Annotated in this window: 19 protein-coding genes; 5 read left to right on the top strand and 14 right to left on the bottom strand. The window is 71.3% G+C overall.

Annotated elements, in window-relative coordinates:
* Positions 1 to 17 precede the first annotated feature (17 nt).
* From AB0J67_RS10780 to AB0J67_RS10765, 4 genes are read left to right on the top strand one after another with little or no spacing between them, the layout of a single operon-like run.
* Positions 18 to 884, top strand: a complete 867-nt coding sequence (locus AB0J67_RS10780; RefSeq protein WP_363479392.1) for an aldo/keto reductase — start codon at positions 18 to 20, stop codon at positions 882 to 884.
* The gene (locus tag AB0J67_RS10775; RefSeq protein WP_363479389.1) at positions 881 to 1,702 is read left to right on the top strand and encodes a TIGR02569 family protein; all 822 of its coding nucleotides are present in this window, start codon (positions 881 to 883) and stop codon (positions 1,700 to 1,702) included. Before AB0J67_RS10780 ends, AB0J67_RS10775 begins: the two co-directional genes overlap by 4 nt.
* Positions 1,699 to 2,826: a hypothetical protein gene (locus AB0J67_RS10770; RefSeq protein WP_363479386.1), complete on the top strand. Its 1,128-nt coding sequence runs from the start codon at positions 1,699 to 1,701 to the stop codon at positions 2,824 to 2,826. Before AB0J67_RS10775 ends, AB0J67_RS10770 begins: the two co-directional genes overlap by 4 nt.
* Complete coding sequence (locus tag AB0J67_RS10765) at positions 2,823 to 3,770, top strand: NAD-dependent epimerase/dehydratase family protein (protein ID WP_363479383.1); 948 nt, start codon at positions 2,823 to 2,825, stop codon at positions 3,768 to 3,770. Before AB0J67_RS10770 ends, AB0J67_RS10765 begins: the two co-directional genes overlap by 4 nt.
* Here the strand turns inward: AB0J67_RS10765 and AB0J67_RS10760 are convergent.
* The 13 genes from AB0J67_RS10760 to AB0J67_RS10700 are packed head-to-tail and all read right to left on the bottom strand — an operon-like array spanning position 3,737 to position 15,270.
* A complete protein-coding gene (locus AB0J67_RS10760; protein ID WP_363479380.1) occupies positions 3,737 to 4,408 on the bottom strand; it encodes an HAD-IIIA family hydrolase in 672 nt (223 codons plus the stop codon). The two genes, AB0J67_RS10765 and AB0J67_RS10760, sit on opposite strands and share 34 nt — an antisense overlap.
* Positions 4,401 to 5,354 carry a methyltransferase gene (locus AB0J67_RS10755; RefSeq protein ID WP_363479377.1) on the bottom strand — a complete coding sequence of 318 codons (954 nt, stop codon included), beginning with the start codon at positions 5,352 to 5,354 and terminating at the stop codon, positions 4,401 to 4,403. Before AB0J67_RS10755 ends, AB0J67_RS10760 begins: the two co-directional genes overlap by 8 nt.
* 20 nt (positions 5,355 to 5,374) lie before the next feature.
* On the bottom strand, positions 5,375 to 5,920 hold the full coding sequence (locus AB0J67_RS10750; protein WP_363479374.1) for a hypothetical protein: 546 nt from the start codon (positions 5,918 to 5,920) through the stop codon (positions 5,375 to 5,377).
* A 35-nt stretch (positions 5,921 to 5,955) separates the two neighbouring features.
* Positions 5,956 to 6,972, bottom strand: coding sequence for a glycosyltransferase family 9 protein (locus AB0J67_RS10745; RefSeq protein ID WP_363479371.1), 1,017 nt, complete (start codon positions 6,970 to 6,972; stop codon positions 5,956 to 5,958).
* A gap of 8 nt (positions 6,973 to 6,980) precedes the next feature.
* A complete protein-coding gene (locus AB0J67_RS10740) occupies positions 6,981 to 8,312 on the bottom strand; it encodes a hypothetical protein (protein ID WP_363479368.1) in 1,332 nt (443 codons plus the stop codon).
* An 11-nt stretch (positions 8,313 to 8,323) separates the two neighbouring features.
* Entirely contained in the window at positions 8,324 to 9,076 is a 753-nt protein-coding gene (locus AB0J67_RS10735) for a creatininase family protein (protein WP_363479365.1), read from the bottom strand.
* Positions 9,073 to 10,200, bottom strand: coding sequence for a Gfo/Idh/MocA family oxidoreductase (locus AB0J67_RS10730; protein ID WP_363479362.1), 1,128 nt, complete (start codon positions 10,198 to 10,200; stop codon positions 9,073 to 9,075). The genes AB0J67_RS10735 and AB0J67_RS10730 overlap by 4 nt, the downstream gene beginning before the upstream one ends.
* Positions 10,190 to 11,089, bottom strand: a complete 900-nt coding sequence (locus tag AB0J67_RS10725; RefSeq protein ID WP_363479359.1) for a sugar phosphate isomerase/epimerase family protein — start codon at positions 11,087 to 11,089, stop codon at positions 10,190 to 10,192. The genes AB0J67_RS10730 and AB0J67_RS10725 overlap by 11 nt, the downstream gene beginning before the upstream one ends.
* A complete protein-coding gene (locus AB0J67_RS10720; RefSeq protein WP_363479356.1) occupies positions 11,086 to 12,324 on the bottom strand; it encodes a radical SAM protein in 1,239 nt (412 codons plus the stop codon). Before AB0J67_RS10720 ends, AB0J67_RS10725 begins: the two co-directional genes overlap by 4 nt.
* A gap of 18 nt (positions 12,325 to 12,342) precedes the next feature.
* Positions 12,343 to 13,374 carry a GNAT family N-acetyltransferase gene (locus AB0J67_RS10715; protein ID WP_363479353.1) on the bottom strand — a complete coding sequence of 344 codons (1,032 nt, stop codon included), beginning with the start codon at positions 13,372 to 13,374 and terminating at the stop codon, positions 12,343 to 12,345.
* Positions 13,371 to 14,141 carry a phytanoyl-CoA dioxygenase family protein gene (locus AB0J67_RS10710; RefSeq protein ID WP_363479350.1) on the bottom strand — a complete coding sequence of 257 codons (771 nt, stop codon included), beginning with the start codon at positions 14,139 to 14,141 and terminating at the stop codon, positions 13,371 to 13,373. Before AB0J67_RS10710 ends, AB0J67_RS10715 begins: the two co-directional genes overlap by 4 nt.
* A gap of 53 nt (positions 14,142 to 14,194) precedes the next feature.
* Positions 14,195 to 14,866: a hypothetical protein gene (locus AB0J67_RS10705; protein WP_363479347.1), complete on the bottom strand. Its 672-nt coding sequence runs from the start codon at positions 14,864 to 14,866 to the stop codon at positions 14,195 to 14,197.
* Positions 14,863 to 15,270: a hypothetical protein gene (locus tag AB0J67_RS10700; RefSeq protein WP_363479344.1), complete on the bottom strand. Its 408-nt coding sequence runs from the start codon at positions 15,268 to 15,270 to the stop codon at positions 14,863 to 14,865. Before AB0J67_RS10700 ends, AB0J67_RS10705 begins: the two co-directional genes overlap by 4 nt.
* A 754-nt stretch (positions 15,271 to 16,024) precedes the next feature.
* Between AB0J67_RS10700 and AB0J67_RS10695 the strand changes: the two genes are divergently transcribed.
* On the top strand, positions 16,025 to 17,872 hold the full coding sequence (locus AB0J67_RS10695; protein ID WP_363479341.1) for a glycoside hydrolase family 6 protein: 1,848 nt from the start codon (positions 16,025 to 16,027) through the stop codon (positions 17,870 to 17,872).
* Positions 17,873 to 17,947: 75 nt separating this feature from the next.
* On the opposite strand, the gene AB0J67_RS10690 is transcribed toward AB0J67_RS10695, so the two are convergent.
* Positions 17,948 to 20,056, bottom strand: a complete 2,109-nt coding sequence (locus AB0J67_RS10690; RefSeq protein WP_363479338.1) for a S9 family peptidase — start codon at positions 20,054 to 20,056, stop codon at positions 17,948 to 17,950.
* Between the last annotated feature and the right edge of the window lie 174 nt (positions 20,057 to 20,230).

The raw sequence follows: 20,230 nt of genomic DNA, 5'->3' as shown, positions 1-20,230 counted from the left end.
ATCACGAGATGGATGTCATGCAGCAGAGAACGATCCTCGACCGGACCGTGGGCGCGATCGGGCTGGGTGCCCTGCCGCTGTCGGTCGAGGGGCGGCCGGACCGCGCCCAGGCACTGCGTACGGTGCATGCCGCGGTCGCGCAAGGTGTCACGCTCATCGACACGGCGGACTGCTACGGCATCGGGCAGCGCGAGCACGGGCACAACGAACAGCTCCTCGCGCAGGCGCTGGCCGCCCTGCCGCCCGCCGACCGGGATGCCGTCATGGTGGCGACCAAGGGCGGTATGTACCGCACGGACGACGGCGCGTACCACCGCGACGCGCGGCCGGAACGGCTCAGGGCCGCCTGCGAGGCGTCACTGCGGGCACTGGGCCGCGACGCCGTCGACCTCTACCAGCTGCACGCGGTCGACCCGGCGGTCCCGTTCCTGGAGTCGGTGGGTGCGCTCGCCGACCTTCAGCGGGAGGGCAAGGTGCGCATGGTGGGGCTGTCCAACGTCACGGTCGCCGAGATCGAGGCCGCCCGGACCCTGGTCACCGTGGCCAGTGTGCAGAACAGGTTCTCCGCGGTGCACCGCGACTCGAACGCCGAGCTGGCGCACTGCGCCGCCACGGGCATCGCCTTCCTGCCGTGGGCTCCGCTGGGCGGTCTCGCCGTACGAGGTGGCGAACCCGACCGCTCGGCGGCCTTCCGGACGATCGCGGCCGCCCGCGGCTGGTCCGTGCAGCGCGTCTGCCTGGCGTGGATGCTGAGCCTGGGTGACGTGGTCATTCCGATTCCGGGCGCGAGCCGCCCGGAGTCCATCCAGGACAGCGCTCGCGCGGCGGACGCCTCGCTCACGCCGGGCGAGCTCGACGCCATCATCGCCGCGAGCGCGGGATGACGGCCCTGGCGCCACCTGCCGCCGTGATCAGCGCGTTCGGCATCGACACCGCCCCGGTGCCGCAGCCGGGTGGCCAGGGGGTGACCTGGCGCGCCGGTGACGTGATCCTCAAGCCCGTCGTGGACGCGGTCGAGGCGGCCTGGTGCGCCGAGGTCCTCGACCGGCTGGAGACCGACGGCAGCTTCCGCGTCGCCCGTCCCGTCGCCGCGGCCGACGGCTGGATCGTGCGTAACTGGTCGGCCTGGCGCTTCGTGGCCGGCACCGCCGCGGATCATCGCGTCGCCGAGATCGCCGCGGTCGGTGCGGCGTTCCATGCCGCTGTCGCCCACCTGCCCCGCCCGGATCTGCTGGACCGGTGCGACGACCCCTGGCGCTACGGCGACCGGCTCGCGTGGGAGGAGGAGCAGCTGCCGAGCGAAGGGCCGTACGTCGCCGAGCTGCGGCAGCTGGCTGCGCTGCGCACCCCCGTCACGGACGCGTGCCAGCTCGTCCATCCGGATCTCGCGGGCAACGTGCTGTTCGCCGAGCCGCTCGGGCCCGCGGTGATCGACTGGCCGCCGTACTGGCGGCCACCGGCCTGGGCGACCGCGATCGTGGCCGTCGACGGCATGGACACCGGGCGCGTCGCCCCGAGCCGGGCGCTCTCCCTCGGCCAGGGCCGCGCCTGGCATCAGCACCTGGTGCGGGCCGAGATGTTCCGCCTGGGCACCAAGAACCGGGCCGCCCTGCGCGGCTTGACCCTGGTGGACGACAAGATCCACCATCGCCTGACAGTTGACCGGCTGGTGAAGCTGGTCGGGAACGGATGTGGGCAGTGACTGCCGTCCCCCTGGAAGCCGGGATCGCGCTCAGCATCGTCGTGATGTCGCACCCGAAGCGGGCCGCGCAGGCGGCGCGGATCGCTCAGGCGATGGCGCCGGCGACGGTGGTGACCGATCCCGACCTCACCGGCACGCCGAGCCCGTTGCGTACGGCGGTGCACGCCTGGCGGGCGCACGCCCCGGAGGCGACCCACCACCTCGTGCTCCAGGACGACGTCGATGCCGACCGCGAGGAGCTGCTGTCCGCGGTGCGGCGCGGGATCGCCCTGTTCCCGGACGCCGTCCTCGGGTTCTTCGCCCACCTCGACTCCCTGAACGGGGCGATGCTCCGCCTGGCCGCCGCCGCCGGCGCGCACTGGACGGAGGCCGTCTCCAGCGAGTACTTCCCCTGCCAGGCCGTGGTGCTGCCGGTGCGCCACATCGCGGCGCTGTGCGAGTTCGTCGAGCCGGTGCGCGCGTTCCGGCGCGAGGACGACGAGGTGCTGTCGGACTTCCTGTCGATGTACCGGATTCCCGGGATCCTCTCCGTGCCCTCGCTGGTGGACCACATCGACAGCGGCAGCCTGACGGGCAACGCCCACCAGGACGGCGCCCTGCGGGGCACCTTCGCGCCGCGCGGCCACGGGGAGATCCTGGCCGGCATGGTCGACCTGCTGCCGTTCTTCTCGAAGGGCGTGGGCCACTGCATGGCGCAGGGGGCCGACGGCGCGTGGCGGCGGCTGCACTGGATCGAGGCCATGGCCGGCCTCGGGATCGATCCCAGGACGGTCGACGACGAGCTGACCGCACACCTCGCCGTGCGGACGGCCACCGGAGACCGGCCCACGCTGCCGACCGGCTTCCTGACGTCGCTCTGGGCCACCGCGTACCTGATCGGGTTCTTGGCCGCGAGCGGGCGGGTCCCGCTCAAGCCGCTCGGCGAGTCCCCCGGCGCGGTCCGCGCGGACCTGCTCGCCGCCGCCTGGCGGTCGCTGGCCCACGCCGGCCTCAAAGGCACGTCACTCGACCGCGACCTGCTCGTCGGCGCCGAACCGTTCGTCATGGAGCTCACCGATGCCGCGCACGCCGCCGGCCGCGCCGCCGGACACCGGCAGCACCTGATGGAAGGGGCGCTGGCGTGAAGGCGGTCCTGGTGACCGGTGCCGGTGGCTTCGTCGGCCGCAACCTGGTCGCCGCGCTCGACGAGGCAGGCATCGAGGCGGTCGGCGTCGACGTCCGGCCCGCCCCGGAGGGCTCCCGCGGCGGTCACCTCGTCGCCGACTTCGCCGCTTCGCAGGTGCTGGAGCAGGTGCGCGCCGGTCGCTTCGCCGCGGTCCTGCACCAGGCCGCCATCACCAGCACGCTCGCCGACGACTGGGACGAACTCCAGCGGGTCAACATCGACGGATGCCTGGCCCTGGCCGAGGCGTGCGCCGCGAGCGACACCCTGCTCGTGTACGCCTCCTCGTCCAGCGTGTACGGCACCATCCGGCAGCCGGTCCCGGTCGGCGAGGACGACGTCGACGATCCCGCGCTGTGCAGCGGGCCGCTGAACCTCTACGGCCGGTCGAAGCTGGCGTTCGACCGGATCATGCTCGAAAAGGCACCCGACGGCCTGCGCTGGGCCGGGCTGCGCTACACGAACGTGTTCGGCTCCGGCGAGCAGGACAAGGGGTCGATGGCCTCGATCCTCTCCCAGCTGCTGCGCACCGCGGCCCGGCGGGAGGCCCCGCGGCTGTTCGCCGACACACTGGAGGCCAGCCGCGACTACGTGCCCGTGCGGTGGCTCGCCGACGTGGTGCTGCGCATCATCGACCGGGGTGTGCCGTCAGGCGTGTACAACCTCGGTTCCGGCCGGCCGGTGACCTTCGCGACGCTGCTGAGGTGGTGTGCCGACTTCGGTGGCGGCGAGGAGCTGCGGGTGCGCCTGGTGCCGAACCCGATCGCCGACCGGTACCAGTACTGGACCTGCGCGGACATGACCCGGCTGACCGGCGCGCTCGATCTCGACGGGCTGACCCAGGAGCAGGTGCGTGCGGCCGCCGAGCGCCTCTACGCGGATTTCCGGGCAGCCGCGGTGGCCTGAGCAGAGGACGTCCGCTCCCGTCCGGCCCCGGCCAGCGCCGCGACGGCCACCTCGACCGCCGCCGGCAGATCCGGCACGATCTGCGTGCCGGCGAACAGGCCCGCCTGCGCGCGCAGTTCCTCGGCGGAGTGCGGGTGTCCGGTGCCGACCAGCAGCCCGCGTACCCCCGCGTCCCGCGCGGCCGCCATGTCGCGCACGGCATCGCCGACCACGAACGACCTGCCGGGATCCAGCGCGAACCGGTCCAGCGCGGCGGTGACCAGACCCGGGGCCGGCTTGCGGCACGGGCAGCCCGCCTCGGGCCGGTGCGGGCACAGGAAACTCCCGGCGATCTCCACCCCGGCGGCGGCGAGCCGGTGGGTGAGCGCCAGGTGCAGCCGGATCATCTCGGCATGGGTCAGCAGGCCGCGCCCCACAGCCGACTGGTTGGAGACCATGGCGACCAGCAGGCCGGCGCGCTGCGCCCGCAGCAGCGCGGGCACCGCGCCAGGCAGCAGCGCCAGGTCGGTCTCCGCGCGGACGTAGGCGGGGCGGTCTTCGATGATGGTCCCGTCGCGGTCGCAGAGCAGGCCGGGACGACCGGCTTCCGGGGGCGCGGCCAGGGTGCCCGCGACGAACACCGGCCCCGGTTCACTCACCGCCGGTCACCGCGAGCACGGTGTGCGCGGGCCCGGGGTGCCGCTCGATGTCGAGCCCGGCATTCTTGAGATGCGCGGCGTAGCGCCCTTCGAGGCTGCGGTGCACGACGATCAGCAGCCGGCCCGACCGGCTGCGAGTGATCAGCCCGGACATGAGCGCCCGGCTCTGCGCCGCGTCGATGTGCGTCGGCACGTTGCACACCGTCAGCGCGGTCGGCGGCACAGCCAGCGGATCGGGATCGCAGGTCACGGTCATCGTCACGCCGTTGCGTACGGCGTTGCGGCGGGCCAGCCACAACGCGACCGAGTCGATGTCGGTGGCGACGGCGTCGGTGGCGACGCCGCCCCGGACCAGGGCGATCGCGAGCGGGCCGTAGCCGACACCGATGTCGGCCACGGTCTGCACGGGCTTCTCCGCCAGGGCCACCTCGGCCAGCAGGGCGGTGCCGTCGTCGACGGACCGGGGCGAGAAGACGCCGTAGTCCGCCTCGAACACGAGATCCGTCGCGCCGATGCGGGCGCTGAACTCGGCGGCCTGCGGCAGCTCCGCCGTGGCCGGCGGGCGGCCCCGCAGGTGCGTCATGCGGAGCTCGCGCCGCCGGGAGAACTCCGTCCAGCCGAGGCCCTCCAGCATGCGACCGATCGAGTCGGGGCCCTGCTGCTTGTCCATGTGCCAGGTGACCCAGGCGTCCTGGCCGGCCAGCCGCTCCGTGACAAGCCAGGCGAGCACCTTCACGAGCGCCTTGCCCCGGTACGCGGGCGGCCAGACGTCCACGGCGTCGGCGGTGGCGGGTGTGGTCTCCATGACCTCGTGGAACCACGAGCACCGCCCCGCCGGCGATCCGTGCGACAGGTGGGAAGCGGCCAGCTCCACGCGCGACGTGTCGCGGGCCGGCTCGGTCAGGGGCGCGGCGACCTGCCAGCGTCTGGGCTGCGTGTTTCCCACGAACGCATAGTACTGGGGACTCAGGGCAGGCCGGGTGTGGCGTCCGGCCGGGTGGGCGGCACGACGGCGTCGTCCATCAGCTTCTCCAACGTGTCCACCACGAGCATGACGTTCGCCAGGGCGTTGCCGCGGATGACCCGGCACGTCGGCACGTCGAAGGCCGCATCGGTGAGCAGGGTCGGATCTCCGGTGACCACCAGGGGACGCTCGGTGTCCAGCGCCAGCGCGATCTCCCCCATCGTGCCGAACCTGCCGTCGAAGGCGATGATGCCGTCCCCGGCCCAGTTGAGCGGGTTGCTGCGGGCCAGGTCCATGGAGGTCGGGATCGCCCAGGTGGTGTACGGCCCGCAGTCGGTCGGCTTGTTGAACTTCAGCAGTGCGATGGTCTGGCCGCCGGCCTCCACCGCACCCTTGCACGCCGCGTTCGCGATACCGCCGTCACCACCGGTGACCAGCCCGTACCCGCGCTGCGCCAGCTCCCGGCCGATCGCCTCGGCGAACGCCATGGCCTCTGGCCCGGTGTTCTCCAGCCGGCCGCCCAGGATCGCCACGAGTTTTCTACGCATGTGTCCCGCCTGTTCGTTGGTCGTGTCGCCGGTGCTCAGCCGACGCGTTCCAGGATTCGATCCGCGGCGCTGACGACGTCGGCGGCGCTCACGGCGTTGCGGCATGGCGCGGGACAGCCGAGGTAGAAGCGCCGGCAGGTGCCGTCCGGCTTCATCGCGCGGCAGCGCAGCGCCGTCGCGCTCTGCACCGCCTCCAGCCGGCCGGGCAGCGTCACGGGTGACCAGATGCGCCCGTCGGTCGCCAGGTACAGCGCGACCACCGGGCAGCCCAGGCCGGCGGCCAGGTGGACGGCGAGCGTGTCGTTGGACACCAGCACCTCCAGCCCGGCGATCCAGTCGATCAGCGCCCGTACGTCGGAGAACTCCACCGGCCGGGCCAGCCCGCCGGAGTCGGAGACGACGCGCGCGGCGAGCCTGCGCTCGGCCTCCACCGGCCCCGCACCGATCGTGATCTCCCCGTCGGTGAGCCGGGCGAGGTGCGCGACGCAGTCGTTCCAGCGCGCCGCCTGCCAGCGCTTCACGCCCGTGCTGGCCCCCACGTAGCAGCCGATGCCGCTGGGCCGGCGCCCCTGCCGCAGGTGCGACAGGAACGCCCAGTCGGGTTCGGGCAGCTCGACGCCGGCCCGCGCCAGCACCGACACCATCTGCTCGGCGATCGGCTTGACCTGCTCCGCCGGCGGCAGCTGGTGGAAGTCCAGGCACTCGATGCCGGCCCGCCGCGCCTGCTCCCGGAAGGCCAGGTAGCGCCCATCGGCACCGATCCACTCGCATCGGAAGTTCAGCAGCGTGGTCACCCCGTTGCCGGCCATGAACTCCAGCATCGCGGGGATGTCGTCCGGCTGGCAGCGGCGCCACAGCGGCGGGTACGTCGCCGCCAGGCCGGACGGTCCGAGCGCGTCGGTGAACCACGGCTGGCCGAGGACGTCGTGCTCGGGCAGGTGGAACCGGCTGCCCGGCCGGGCGGCCGCCAGCGCGGCGAGCACGGGCGCCGCGATGACGAAGTTGCCCAGGCCGCCGTTGAGGAACACCAGGGTGTTTCCGGAGGGTGACACGTCGGCTGTCATGAGTAGAGGAACTCCCGCAGCTGCTTCGGCAGCAGCGACTCCGCATCCGCACCGGGTGACACCAGGGCGGCGAGCTTCGCCTCGAGCACCTCCGGGCCGTAGCAGTAACGCGGAGACATCCCTTCCCGCAGCTCCCGCACCTGGGCGGCCACCGTCTTCGGCGCGGCGCCCTCGCGGGCCATGCGGCCGATCACCGAGGCGAGCACGTCGATGCCGTCCGACGACAGGCCCATGCGGGTCGCCTCGTTGACGCCCATGCGCACACCCGCGCGCCCCAGGCTGGGCAGGGGGTTGTACGGGTTGACCACGATTCCGGCCTCGAACAGCCGGGTCGAGAGTTCATGCGGGTCCGGGCCCGCCGCGGTGTCCAACCACACCTGGTGGTTGCGGGTGAACTCACCGTCGTGGCCCTGCACCGCCAGGCCTTCGCGGTCCAGCGCCGCCGCGAACGTGCGAGCGTTGGCCAGGACCGCTGCGGCGTACTCCCGGCCGCCGCATTCGACGAACTCGACCGCCGCGATCGCCAGCGCGATGACGTCGCTGAGGTGCTGGTGGCTGATCATGTTGACCGCCGCGCCGGTGAGCTGGTCGCTCACCGCCGCGTCGTTGGTGAACAGCACCGCCTTGTGCGGCCCGGGGAACGTCTTGTGGGTGGAGCCGCCGTAGCTGTCCGCGCCGCACTCCAGCGGGTTGTCCATCACCCCGCCCCAGATCAGGCCGTTGACGTGGCTGGTGTCGACATGGATGTGCACCGGCCGGGTCGACGCCTGCCGGATGGTGCGCACCACCTCGGTGAGATCCAGCGGGAACAGCGTCGTGGCATGGTCGAGGTAGACCAGCCGCGGCCGTTCGGCGGCCACCAGGTCGGCCAGCGCGGCCAGGTCGATCGTGGCCCAGTCGCGGAAGGGCACCCCGAGCGTGCGCAGGCCGAACCGGTCGGCGACGTACGCGGTGTCGGGGTGGCCGCCGTTGGCGACCGGCACCGACAGCATCACCTCGCCGGCGGCCCCGCCGAACGCGGCGATGGCCGTCGTCATCGCGGTGAGCCCGCTGACACAGCGGACATCGACGAAGCTCGCCTTGCCCAGCCGCTGCATCGTCGGGACCAGCACCTCTTGCTGGATCCGGCCGGCGATGCTGCCGCCCTGGAAGCTCCACCGGCCGAACGCCTCGTGCTCGTCGAAGAAGTACCGGCTGTAGGCGTCGGACAGGAACGCCAGCCGCGACAGCGGAGAGATGGCGTTCTCGCTCGGGATCAGGGACACGGAGCGGCGGAACTTCGCGTCGTGCTCGGCCAGGTGCTCGAACAGCAGGTCTATGGATGTCAACGTGATCCCTTTCAGGACGCCGGCTCGGTCGGCGGCAGTGAACGCAGGAACGCCTCGAAGTGCTTGACGCAGCCCTCGCGCAGTTGCGCGGTCAGGTCGTCGTCGCCGATGTCGTACGGGCCGGACACGACACCGTCGGGGAGGTGCTGCCGCGCCGTCCGCGGGTTGAGCGGGAACATGGGGAAGTCCGGATCGCTCGGGACCGGCTGGCGCCCGTTAGACGGGATCGGGCCCACGCGCGTGTCGCGCTGGACCTCGTACCAGGCGGCGTGGTCGCAGATGCCGAAGCCCCGCTCGGTGGAGATGCGGCGCGACTCCTCGCGCATGCCGTCCCAGCAGTTGTAGTAGTAGACCGACAGCCGGTCGCGGTCGAGCTGCGCCTCCGACAGGACCGCCGTGACGACCTCGTTGCCACCGTGGCCGGTCGCGAACACGAGCCGCCGGAATCCCTGCCGGTACAGGCAGTCGATGATGTCCTCGACGACCGCGCACATGGTGCTCGTGCGCATCGACAGCGTGCCCGGGAAGTGGATGCCGAACGCCGACGGGCCGAACGGGATCACCGGGGTCCGGGTGACGTCGGCGGCGGCGCACGCGCGTCCCGTGACGTAGTCGGCGAAGATCGTGTCGCTGGCCAGGCTGAGATAGCCGTGTTCCTCGGTGGCGCCCATGGGGATGACGATCCTGACGTCGCGGCTCAGCCGCTGGGCGACGCCCATCCAGTTGAGCCGCGCCAGGTCGATGGGCAGGTTCGGGGTGGTCACGGCGCGCTGCGCTCCACGGCCGACTCGAACGTCTCGGTGAACTCGACGACCTGGTTGGACGCCTGTGCGCACGCCTCGTAGAAGCGCATGACGTGCCACGCGTCGCGGAGCCCGGCGATCTCGATGTCCTTGCCCGCCAGCAGCTGCGTCGCGAAGTAGATGATCTCCTGCGCGTACCCCTGCACGAAGAGGTTCAGGTTGTAGGGCTGGCCGGAGTAGGAGTCCATCTCCCAGTGCAGCGGTGCCACGTCGAGCTCGCTGGTGAAGTCCGGGATGCGGCCGTACTCGTAGTCGCCGACGCCACGGTGGCCCGGCCGGTAGTACGTGATCCGGGTGTTGTTCTCCACCACCACGTTCGCGCCCTGGCCGACGACCTCCAGCCGCTCCATGGGGCTGTTGCCGGACATGCCCCACGGCATGTGCAGGACGCCGGCGGCGCCGTTCTGGAACTTGATCGTGAAGATCGGCTCTCCGTCCGGGCCCTCTTCGGTGTACAGCCGCCGTACCGGACCCATGAGGCGCTGGAGCACCGAGGCCGGGTGCACGATGTGGTCGAGGAACCAGTGCATCGAGTCCAGGTTGTTCCGCTCGGCGGCGGGCGGCAGCTTCTCGGGGTCACGGAGGTAGAGCGTGGTCGGGGCGCCGAACTCCGGCTGGCTGATGATCTGGGCGACCCGGTTCACGCTCGTGGAGAACATCTTCATCAGGCCCACGCCGACCTGGCGGCCGGCGACGGTGCTCTCCCGGTGCAGCTCGGCGAGCTCGGCACTGCTGGCCGCCGGCGGCTTCTCGATCCACGCGTGCCGGCCGGATCGCAGCACCTGCTTCGCCTGCTCCGGGTAGCGCGGCCGCCCGTCCTCGTCGTAGCCCGTCGCCAGCAGCACCGCGTCGACGTCGGCCGACTCCAGCAGGGCCGTCAGGTCCTGGTAGACCTCCGCGGCGCCGAACTGGCGGGCGTACGCCTCGGCCCGCTCGGGGATCGCGTCGCAGACCGCCACGAGCTCCACCGGCGCGTACTGGAAACAGGGGAGGATGTTCCGGTATGCCTGGCCCCCGCATCCCACGACCGCGACCCGCAGCCGGCGCGGGTGCTCGTAGGCGAACTTGATGCGGCTACTGAACATGTGCTGTGCTCCCATACTCTTCGATATCTGCGATGGTTCGGCGTAGCCAGTCGGCGGCCTGGGCGAAGGCGGCGCCGCGGTGGGAGTCCACCGAGTGCGGCTCCAGGGTCAGCGGCCCCGTGTACCCGTCGGCGGCCAGTCGCCGCAGCAGGCCGGGCCAGTTGACGGCGCCGTCGCCGAGCGGCGCGGTGGCATAGAGGTCGCCGTAGTCGCCGAAGCGGCGCCACAGTCCGTCTCCGGCGTCCGCGGCCGCCGGATCGACGACCCGGATGTCCTTGACGTGCAGGTAGTCGACGTGCGGAGCCAGCAAGCCGTACGCGTACGGGAACGGCTCCACGCCCGCGCAGTAGAAGTTGGCCGCGTCGAAGTTGAGCTTCAGGTGCGGGTTGTCGGCCTCGCGCAGCAGCCGCAGCAGGGCCGCCGGGCGACGGGTGAGGTCACCGCGCACGTGGTCGCGGGCGAACGCGTTGAACTCGTTCTCCAGCACGATGGTCACCCCGGCCTGCTCGGCCCGCGCCAGCACCGGCGCCAGGTGACGCAGGAAGTCCTCCGCCGACCGGCGGTCGTCGCGGTAGCCGGGTGCGCCGAAGTAGGTGTTGACCCTCGGCGCGCCGACCTCACCGGCCACGTCGACCGCTTCGAGCAGGCGGGAGACGGTGTGCGGCACGTCCGCGGTCTCGGCGACCTCCACTCCGCAGGAGACCGCGAACACCTGCCCCGACCACCGGTTCACCCGGTCGACCGTGTCCGCGGCTCCGGCGGCGGTGAAGTTCTCCGGGTGCCAGAGCTCCACTCCCTGCGCCCGTACGCTGTCGGCGGTCTCCAGCAGCACGTCGATGTGCTCGCCGCGGAACTCGGTGCCGCTGATCCCGATGGGTGGTGCCGTCACTGGGCCGCCGCCCCGGTCAGCACGTCGAAGCGGTTGAACCAGGTGATGCCGTCCCGCCAGCCGGCCGACTCCGGGTTGATCCACTCGCTGCGCTCTTCGCCCTCGCCCGCCCGCTCCCGGTGGAAGAACCGGAAGCCCTCCCGCTCGCGCTGCTGCTCCTTGAACCACTTGCTGAAGGCGCACTTGCGGCAGAACTGGGACTCCTCGTTGCGCGCGCGGAACTCCCGGGCCGGCTTGTCCTGCCAGATCTCGTCGAGGGTGTTGCGGCTCAGATCGCCCAGGACCACATGGCCGTCGTAGTCGTGGCAGCAGGGCACGACCCGCCCGTCCCACAGCACCACCATGGAGCTCCACGGCAGCGAGCACGGCGCGGTGTACCCCGGCGCGGTGACCTCGCCGATCCGGTCGATGTACTCGTCCTCGAAGTCCCAGCGACCCAGCCGGATGACCACGCCGCGGTCGACGCCGACCTCGGCGCAGTACTCGATGAACCGGTCGGCCTCGGACTTGTTCGCCTCCATGTTGATCATCTGGAGGGTGATGGCGGTGTCGTACCCGCCCTCGTCGCGCAGGCGGACCAGCTCGCGGATGTGGGTGTCGGCCAGCCCGGCCCGGGCGACGCGGCCGCGGATGCCGCGGTAGGTCTCCGGGTCGAGCGAGTCCTGCGACAGCAGCAGGCTCACGATGCCCGACTTGAGCAGCTGTTCGGCCAGCGCCGGCCGCAGGCTGGGCGGGTTGCACGACAGCGCCGTACGGACCCGCATGTCGCGGGCGAACGCGACGGCGTCCGGCAGGTGCTTGTGCACCAGCGACTCCCCGAAGTGGTGCAGGGCGAGGTAGCGCTGCCGCTCGGCGACCTGGGTGATGATCGACTGGAAGAGGTCCATCTTCATGTCGCCGAGGTCGCGGGTCATCGAGACCGTGCGCGGGCACATCGGGCAGGTGTAGGGGCAGCGGTTGGTCATCTCGATCTGGTCGATGAACGGCACCTCGCGGGTCTGGTACGCCGCCAGCGCCGAGACGTACTCGTCGGCGGCGTCCTTGGACGCGAAGAGGATCCGGTGGTCGGTCGCCATCGCCAGCGACGCGTCGTCCGGCGGGGCCCCGGTCTCGTACACCCCGGCAAGCGCATCGACGAAGTGGGCGGGCGCGGCGAAGGAATGCCGCTCCAGATGGTTCTTGATGAGGAAACCGCTCTCGATGGGGCGGTAGCTCCAGAAGGGCAGGACATACATCGGGTTCTCCCTCTGCTGTCAGTGGTGCTGGGGAACGAGGTCTGCGGCCCGGACGCGCATCCTCGTGTTGTGATCGGCCCGGTTCGCATAGGCCGCCTTGTACGCGTAGGCGCCCCGGGTCAGGTCCAGGTAGGTGATGCCCAGGCCGGGAAAGTCGTCGATCATCGCGCGGAGCATGAGATGACCGGGCGAGTAGCGGAAGTAGTCGGCGTCGTAAGCGGTCCGGTACCCGCAGTACCACCGCTCCCAGAGCATCCCGAAATAGCAGGCGATGACGTTGTCTCCCGAGCTGAGCTCGGTGTAGACCAGGTGCCCCGCCGGCGCCATCCGGCGGACCATCGCCCGGAAGCCGCCCTCGACCAGATCGTCGAACGGCGCGACCGCCTCCGGGCGTCCGGCCCACTGCGCCCGGTGCAGCGCGACCAGGTGGCTCAGGCGCGACTCGATCTCGGCGGGCTCCCGGTAGTGGCGGCAGGACAGCTCGGCCAGGCGGGCCAGGCGCCGGTGCTTCACCGCGTACTCCTTCATGCCGGCCAGCGCCTGCAGATGACCCTCCGCGTCCAGCTCGATGCCGCAGACGGGGCTCGCCTGCCCGCGTTCGATCCCGCCCGGCAGGGCCCGGTCGAGCAGGCCGCCGCGCACCAGCTCGCCGAGTTCCAGCTCGGCGCCGCGGCTGCTCGCCACCGCGGCCAGGCCGTCGAGCAGGGTGCGCCACCCGGCCTCGTCGCCGGGCACGCCGACGGCGTCGTGGTAGTCCGCCCACGGTGCCGTCAGCGGTTGCAGCACCGGCCGGGGCGCGGTCAGGTCCTCCTGCAGCGCCATCGCCGCGACGGTGCGGCCATCGGCACCGGCCGTGACGACCAGCGGGACCTTGCCCTCGCCCGCGGCCACCGCCTCGATCCAGGCGCGGTGCCACGCGGCGGACTGGAACGCGGTGGCCTTCGGGTTGAGCCGCGCCAGCGCGTCCCAGTTCTGGTCGAAGACGTCCCTGACCGCGTCGCCGGTCACCACGTCCCAGCTGAGGCGGCGCCCGTCCGGCGTCGGCGTCATCCCGCGGCCAGCGCGGCGCGCAGCTCCTCCACCGTCACCGGCGGGCGCCGGTCGCGGTTGAGCAGCGCGCGGGTCCGGTCGTCGAGCCGGCCCATCACCTCGTCGCGGACCGACCGGGAATAGTCCATCTGCGGGCGGAACCAGGGTGGGCAGAACAGCGCCTTGATGACCGCCCGGCGGGCCTGGGTGCCGTTGGTGCCCGAGCAGTGCCACAGCCGGGAGTCGAACAGCAGCGCATCGCCCGCGGCGCCCGCGGCGGGGATCGCGATCTCGCCGAGCACCACCGGGTCGGGCTGGGGCAGCACACTGCGGTGGCTCGCGGGCACGATCCAGGTCGCGCCGTTGCGCTGCTCGACGTCGGTCAGGTAGTACAGGCAGTTGACGCCGATGTTCCTGGACGGCGGCAGGGCCGAGCCCACGAAGGGCATGACGTCGGTGTGGAAGTCCCACGGGAAGCGGCCGTCGCCGGGGAACAGCACCAGCGCGTCGTACGAGTTGAGGATGTAGTCGGGCAGGATCTGGTCGATCACCTGGTAGATGGGCGAATCGGCCAGCAGCTCCTCGAACACCGGGTCGACGTCGCACAGGTTGCGCAGGGCCCCGCGCTGCCCCATCTCCAGCAGCCGCTCGCGGCCCCAGGTCGCGTCGTCCTCTTCGAGCAGCCGGTCCACGGTGTCGCGCAGCCGCGCGACCCGCTCCGGCGACAGGGCACCCTCGATGCGGGTGAAGCCGCGGGTGCGAAGTTCGTATACGTGTTCAGCCAGCATCACGCCACGCCTCCGAACGGGTGGTAGGTCTGAGTGAAGGAGTGTTCCGAGGGCTACCGCGCGCGAGGTCCGGCGAGCAGCGCCGTCGCGGCCGGACCAGACAGCTCAAATGATAGCTCGTCATCGATGTCGTTGGCGCTCGCCGGATCATGGGCGGCGACCATCGACTGCTTGGTGGCCAGTGCCGACGGCTGGATGCGGATGAGCCGGGCGGCCGTGGAGCCTTCACCCAGGCGGTCTTTCAGGACCTGGTCGAACTCCGAGAGAACGCTCTCTCGGTGGGCCGACGAAAAACGCCGCTGTGCCTCGGCCAGGCTCATGTAGAGCACCATCCGCGTGCCGGTCGCCAGGGCGGCCTCGGCCACCCCGGCGCAGGCCGTGCGGGTCCGGGCGTCGTCGATGATCGCCGCGGGCAGCCACAGTTCGGCGGCGTCGGCCACGTACGCGTGGAAGCGCGTGGCGTCCGGGGCCCCGGCTGCCGAGGCCGCCAGACGGACGCACTGCATGCCGATGGCGCGCATCGCGACCTCCTGAGCACGGCGCGCCTGCGCCCGTGCCGCGGGGTCGGCGGTCTCAGCCGGGTCGGTCAGCTCCAGCACCAGCGCACGTCCCCGGAGCAGCCGGGCGTACGCGGCTCGGGCGGCCTGGCCGCCGGGCACGTCGACCACCACCGCGAACGGTGCTGCCGGGTCGGGGAGCGTGCCTGTCGTCGACTCGGCCGTCATCGCGAAAGGCTCGCGGCGCGAGGAACCGGGAACAGTGCGTCCACCGAGGCCGAGGGGCTGTCTACGCGGAACCAGCAGCGCGCGTCGAGCAGCAGGGCCCGTCCCCGGGTCAGCGTCACCGAGGCGATGCTGCGGCTCGACGCCGACGGCGCCTGGTCGATCCCCTGGCTGCCGGGCACGAAGCTCACCGTGGCCGGCTCGGCATCGGCGGTGGTGAACCGCACGATGCTGCGTATCCGGGCGACCGGCTCCTCCTCGGTGAGGCGGTCGACCACCTGCCAGGCGCCGATCTCGTGAGTCACGGCGGTGCTTACGGCGTCGGCGCCGAGCACGTCAGCGGTGACTGCGTTCGATTGAGAGGTCTCGACCCATCCTCGGATGAGTATGACCTGTGGCTCGTCCACCCCGAAAATCTCCCCGTGTGTATGTCTCGCGCCGGTGTCGAACAGTGAACGCGCCAATCGGCGCGCGACCGCCACCGGGTGGCGACTGAAGGACTCAGATAGCGCGATTCGTGGATCATTCCAGCATAGATCATAATCGCCGTCAAGAAGTGTCGGTTCATTTGGGACGGACACAGCAGACTCCCAGGCAGGCCATACACACGAACGTCGATCGCATGCCGGGCCCTCCGATCGACGTTCCGCCGAGCATGCCTTCGTCGGCATACGGTGCTTCGGATCCGTCCGTCCACCGGTGCCGCGACCATCCGGAATGGAGTGACGATGAATCCGGGATCGTCGGCGAGACGGGCCCGTCCCGATGCGCGATCGGCGGGAGACGGGGAAAGCCGATGCGGCCGACCCATGGCCCGATGGAAGTTTCGCGGACCGCCGAGCCGGTGTTCCGGCGGTGTGCCGTCCGCGAGCGGGTGGGCGGCGGGCGTGCCCGCGGCGGCTCGGGATCGGGTGTTGTGTGGCGGGCTACGGCTGTGCAAGCATGACACCCGTTCGCGTTTGGGAGCGCGCCCACGCGATCTTGCCGCCGAGGGCAACCCTTCATGGGACGGCGGTGGTACCAGCTGTTTCGGCATGCGATGCGCCCGCCGGGTTCGGGCGTCCGTACCACTCAACGGCACTGTGCCGTGGCCGTGCGCGGCCACGTCGGTGCCGCAGCCGCGTCCCGCAGCGGGACGCGGTCACCGCCCAAGGAGATGGCATGAAATTCCCGATCAGGCTGTCCGCCAGGCGCAAGGCTGTTGCGCTGAGCGGCGCGACCACCCTGGTGGTCGCCGGCCTCATCACCCTTCCCGCGACCATGGCGCACGCCGCGCCGGGCTGCGACATCACGTACACCACCAACGACTGGTCGGAGGGCGCCGGCAGCGGCGGCTTCACCGGCACGGTGGTCGTCAAGAACACCGGTGACGCGATCACCAACTGGACGCTGAAGTTCGCCTTCCCGGGCGGCCAGACGTTCACCCAGGGCTGGTCGGCCACCTGGTCGGCCTCCGGCGCCAACGTGACGGCGACCGCGCTGGACTGGAACAAGAACCTGGCCACGGGCGCGTCGACCAGCCTCGGCTTCAACGGCCGCTGGACCGGCAGCAACCCGAAGCCGACCTCGTTCACCCTGAACGGCGTCACCTGCACGACGGGCGGGGTCACCCCGAGCGCGAGCCCGAGCACGCCGGCCAGCCCGAGCGCGAGCGCGAGCCCCAGCGCGTCGGCCAGCCCGAGCGCGTCGGCGAGCCCGAGCAGCAGCCCGAGCGCGTCGCCGAGCCCGAGCACCAGCCCGATCCCGGGCGTCAAGGTCGACAACCCGTACTCCGGCGCGCGTGGCTACGTGAACCCGGAGTGGAGCGCGAAGGCGGCGTCGGTCGCCGGCGGCAGCCGGGTCTCCAACATCTCGACGGCCGTGTGGCTGGACCGGATCGCGGCGATCGAGGGCACCACGGGCAGCAGCTCGAACGGGTCGATGGGTCTGGAGGACCACCTCGACGAGGCGCTGCGCCAGTACAACGCGGGCACCGGGCCGCTGGTGGCCCAGTTCGTGATCTACAACCTGCCCGGCCGTGACTGCTCGGCGCTGGCGTCCAACGGCGAGCTGGGCGTGGACGAGCTGCCCCGCTACAAGTCGGAGTACATCGACCCGATCGCCGCGATCATGGGTCAGGCCAAGTACGCGCCGCTGCGGATCGTGGCGATCGTCGAGATCGACTCGCTGCCGAACCTGGTCACCAACCTCAACATCCCCAAGTGCGCGACGATGAACAGCAACGGCGGTTACGTCAAGGGCATCGGGTACGCGCTGAACAAGCTGGGTGCGATCCCGAACGTGTACAACTACATCGACTCGGCCCACCACGGCTGGATCGGCTGGGACACCAACTTCGGGCCGTCGGCGGTGAAGTTCAAGGAGGCCGCGGTCGCCGAGGGCAGCACCGTGGCCAACGTGCACGGCTTCATCACCAACACGGCCAACTACTCGGCCACGGTCGAGCCGTTCTTCACCATCACCACGCAGGTCGGCGGGCAGACGATCCGCCAGTCCAAGTGGGTGGACTGGAACCAGTACGTCGACGAGCAGTCGTTCGCGCAGGCGTTCCGCAACCGCCTCGTGCAGGAGGGCTTCTCGCCGAACGTCGGCATGCTGATCGACACCTCCCGCAACGGCTGGGGTGGTTCGGCGCGGCCGACCGCGGCGTCCACCTCGACGGTGATCGACACGTTCGTGAACCAGTCCCGGATCGACCGGCGGATCCACGCCGGCAACTGGTGCAACCAGTCCGGTGCGGGCATGGGCGAGCGGCCGCGGGCCAACCCGGCCACCGGCATCGACGCCTACGTGTGGGTCAAGCCTCCGGGCGAGTCCGACGGCTCCAGCTCGCTGATCCCGAACACCGAGGGCAAGGGCTTCGACCGGATGTGCGACCCGACGTACACCGGCAACCAGCTCAACGGCAACAACCTGACCGGTGCGCTGCCCAACGCCCCGATCTCGGGCGCGTTCTTCCCGGCCCAGTTCGCCGAGCTGATGGCCAACGCGTACCCGCCGCTGTCCTGACCTCCGCGGTAGTGGCACGTTAAGAAGGGCACCTTCTTATACGCATAGCGTTAAGAAGGTGCCCTTCCTTTTTGGTCAGTGGGCGAGGCCGACGCGGTCGAGGACCCAGGCGTTGACGAACGCCTCTTCCTTCCAGGCGTCGTAGCGGCCGGACGGGCCGCCGTGACCGGCGCCCATCTCCGTCTTGAGCAGGTACTGCCCGCGCGGGGCGGTGTGCCGCAGCGCGGCGATCCACTTGGCCGGCTCGCTGTAGCGCACCCGCGTGTCGTTGAGGCTGGTCACCGCGAGGATCGGCGGGTACTCCAGATCCGCCACGTTCTCGTAGGGCGAGTACCCCTTCATGTACGCGTACACCTCGGGGGACTCCAGCGGGTTGCCCCACTCCTCCCACTCGGTCACCGTCAGCGGCAGCGACGGGTCGAGGATCGAGGACAGCGGGTCCACGAACGGCACCTGCGCCACGATCCCGGCGAACGCGTCCGGGGCCAGGTTGGCCACCGCACCCATCAGCAGGCCGCCCGCCGAACCGCCGCGCGCGATGATCCGGTCGGCGCTGGACCAGCCGCTCTTGGCCAGGTGCCGGGCGCAGGCGACGAAGTCGGTGAAGGTGTTGCGCTTGTGCAGCAGCTTGCCGTCGTCGTACCAGCGCCGGCCCAGCTCACCGCCGCCGCGCACGTGCGCGACCGCGAAGATCACGCCGCGGTCGAGCAGCGACAGCCGCGGGATGGAGAACCACGGGTCCATGCTCGACTCGTACGAGCCGTAGCCGTAGAGCACGCACGGCGCCGAGCCGTCCAGCGGCGTGCCCGCCTTGCAGACCAGGGAGATCGGCACGCCGGTGTTGTCGTCGGCGGTGGCCCACACCCGGTGCTGCTCGTAGCGGGCCGGGTCGAAGGCGGCGCCGTCCGGGCCGGCCAGCACCGGCTTGCGCTTGCGCAGCAGCAGCTCGCCGGTGGCGACCACGTAGTCGAAGACCGAGTCCGGGGTGACCAGCGAGGTGTACGTCAGGCGCAGCTGCTCGGTCTGGTAGTCCGGGTTGCCGGACAGCCCGACCGTGTAGAGCGGCTCGGGGAAGGTGATGTCGCGCGGCTCCGCCTGGGTCGGGTAGAGCCGCAGCCCGGTGAGGCCGTCCCGGCGCAGGGACACCACGAACAGGTCGGTGAAGGCGTCCACGCCCTCCAGGCGCACGCCCGGGGTGTGCCCGATCAGCTCGGTCCACTCCGCCGGGGCGTCGACGGGCGCCTCGGCGAGCGTGAAGTCCTCGGCGTCCCGGTTGTGCAGGATCAGCAGCCGGTCGCCCTGCGGCTCGACGGCGTACTCCAGACCCTGCACCCGCTGGGTGACCACGCGCGGCGCGGCGGTCGGGTCGTCGGCCGGGATCAGCCAGACCTCGCTGGTCACCTTGCTGTGGATGTCGATCTGCAGGAAGCGCTGCGACCTGCTCAGCTCGACGCCCATCCAGAAGCGCTCGTCGGACTCCTCCAGCACCAGCGTGTCCTCGCCGGTGTCGCCGACCGCGTGCCGCCACACCCGGTGCGGCCGCCAGGCCTCGTCCACGGTCAGGTAGAACAGGTGCGACCCGTCCACCGACCAGGCGCTGCCGTAGAACGCGCCCTCGATCCGGTCGGGCAGGATCTCGCCGGTGGCGAGGTCCTTGATCTGCAGGGTGAAGCGCTCCTCGCCGGTGAAGTCGGTGGAGAAGGCGAGCAGCCGCCCGTCGGGGCTCACGTCCAGCGTGCCCAGGGAGAAGAAGTCGTGGCCCTGGGCCAGCTCGTTGCCGTCGAGCAGGATCTCCTCGCCGGGCAGCGGCGCGCCGTCGGCGGGCGTGGGCGGGGCGGTCTCGCCGGCCGTCACGGCGCGGCGGCACTGGATGCCGTACTGCTTGCCGGCCTCGGTGCGGGCGTAGTACCAGAAGGCGCCCTTGCGGACCGGCACCGACAGGTCGGTCTCCTGCGTGCGGCCCTTGATCTCGCCGAACAGGGTCTCGCGCAGGCCCGCCAGGTGTGCCGTGGCGTGCTCGGTCCAGGCGTTCTCGGCCTCCAGGTAGGCGGTGACCGCCGGATCGTCCTTCGTCTCCAGCCAGGCGTACTCGTCGATGACGGCGTCGCCGTGGTGGGTGCGCGTGCTCGCGATCCGCTGTGCGACAGGGGCGGAGACCGGCCCGCTGGGAAGATCGGAAGTCATGGGGTAACGCTACCGGCAGAGCGGGCACCGGGGCAGCGTTGATTGCCGGAAGCGAAATCGGTGGGGTACGATCGAACACATGTACTAATCCGGCTCGCGCCCGGCTTGCAGTCGTGTGACGGAGCTGGGTGCTCAGCTGGCGTTTGTGCGCTGCGTGAAGATTTCTCCCGCACG

Origin of the sequence: Catellatospora sp. NPDC049609 (genome assembly GCF_040675365.1) — a bacterium.
Lineage (GTDB): Bacteria > Actinomycetota > Actinomycetes > Mycobacteriales > Micromonosporaceae > Catellatospora.
The sequence above is the reverse complement of the archived record's forward strand: the minus strand, read 5'-3'. Positions and strand labels throughout refer to the sequence as shown.

Bases quoted from the DNA above. Each gene is read 5' to 3' on its own strand.
- AB0J67_RS10730 (WP_363479362.1), bottom strand. From the start codon at position 10,200: ATGTTCAGTAGCCGCATCAAGTTCGCCTACGAGCACCCGCGCCGGCTG.
- AB0J67_RS10705 (WP_363479347.1), bottom strand. From the start codon at position 14,866: ATGACGGCCGAGTCGACGACAGGCACGCTCCCCGACCCGGCAGCACCG.
- AB0J67_RS10750 (WP_363479374.1), bottom strand. From the start codon at position 5,920: ATGCGTAGAAAACTCGTGGCGATCCTGGGCGGCCGGCTGGAGAACACC.
- AB0J67_RS10710 (WP_363479350.1), bottom strand. From the start codon at position 14,141: ATGCTGGCTGAACACGTATACGAACTTCGCACCCGCGGCTTCACCCGC.
- AB0J67_RS10715 (WP_363479353.1), bottom strand. From the start codon at position 13,374: ATGACGCCGACGCCGGACGGGCGCCGCCTCAGCTGGGACGTGGTGACC.
- AB0J67_RS10695 (WP_363479341.1), top strand. From the start codon at position 16,025: ATGAAATTCCCGATCAGGCTGTCCGCCAGGCGCAAGGCTGTTGCGCTG.
- AB0J67_RS10690 (WP_363479338.1), bottom strand. From the start codon at position 20,056: ATGACTTCCGATCTTCCCAGCGGGCCGGTCTCCGCCCCTGTCGCACAG.
- AB0J67_RS10775 (WP_363479389.1), top strand. From the start codon at position 881: ATGACGGCCCTGGCGCCACCTGCCGCCGTGATCAGCGCGTTCGGCATC.
- AB0J67_RS10780 (WP_363479392.1), top strand. From the start codon at position 18: ATGCAGCAGAGAACGATCCTCGACCGGACCGTGGGCGCGATCGGGCTG.
- AB0J67_RS10720 (WP_363479356.1), bottom strand. From the start codon at position 12,324: ATGTATGTCCTGCCCTTCTGGAGCTACCGCCCCATCGAGAGCGGTTTC.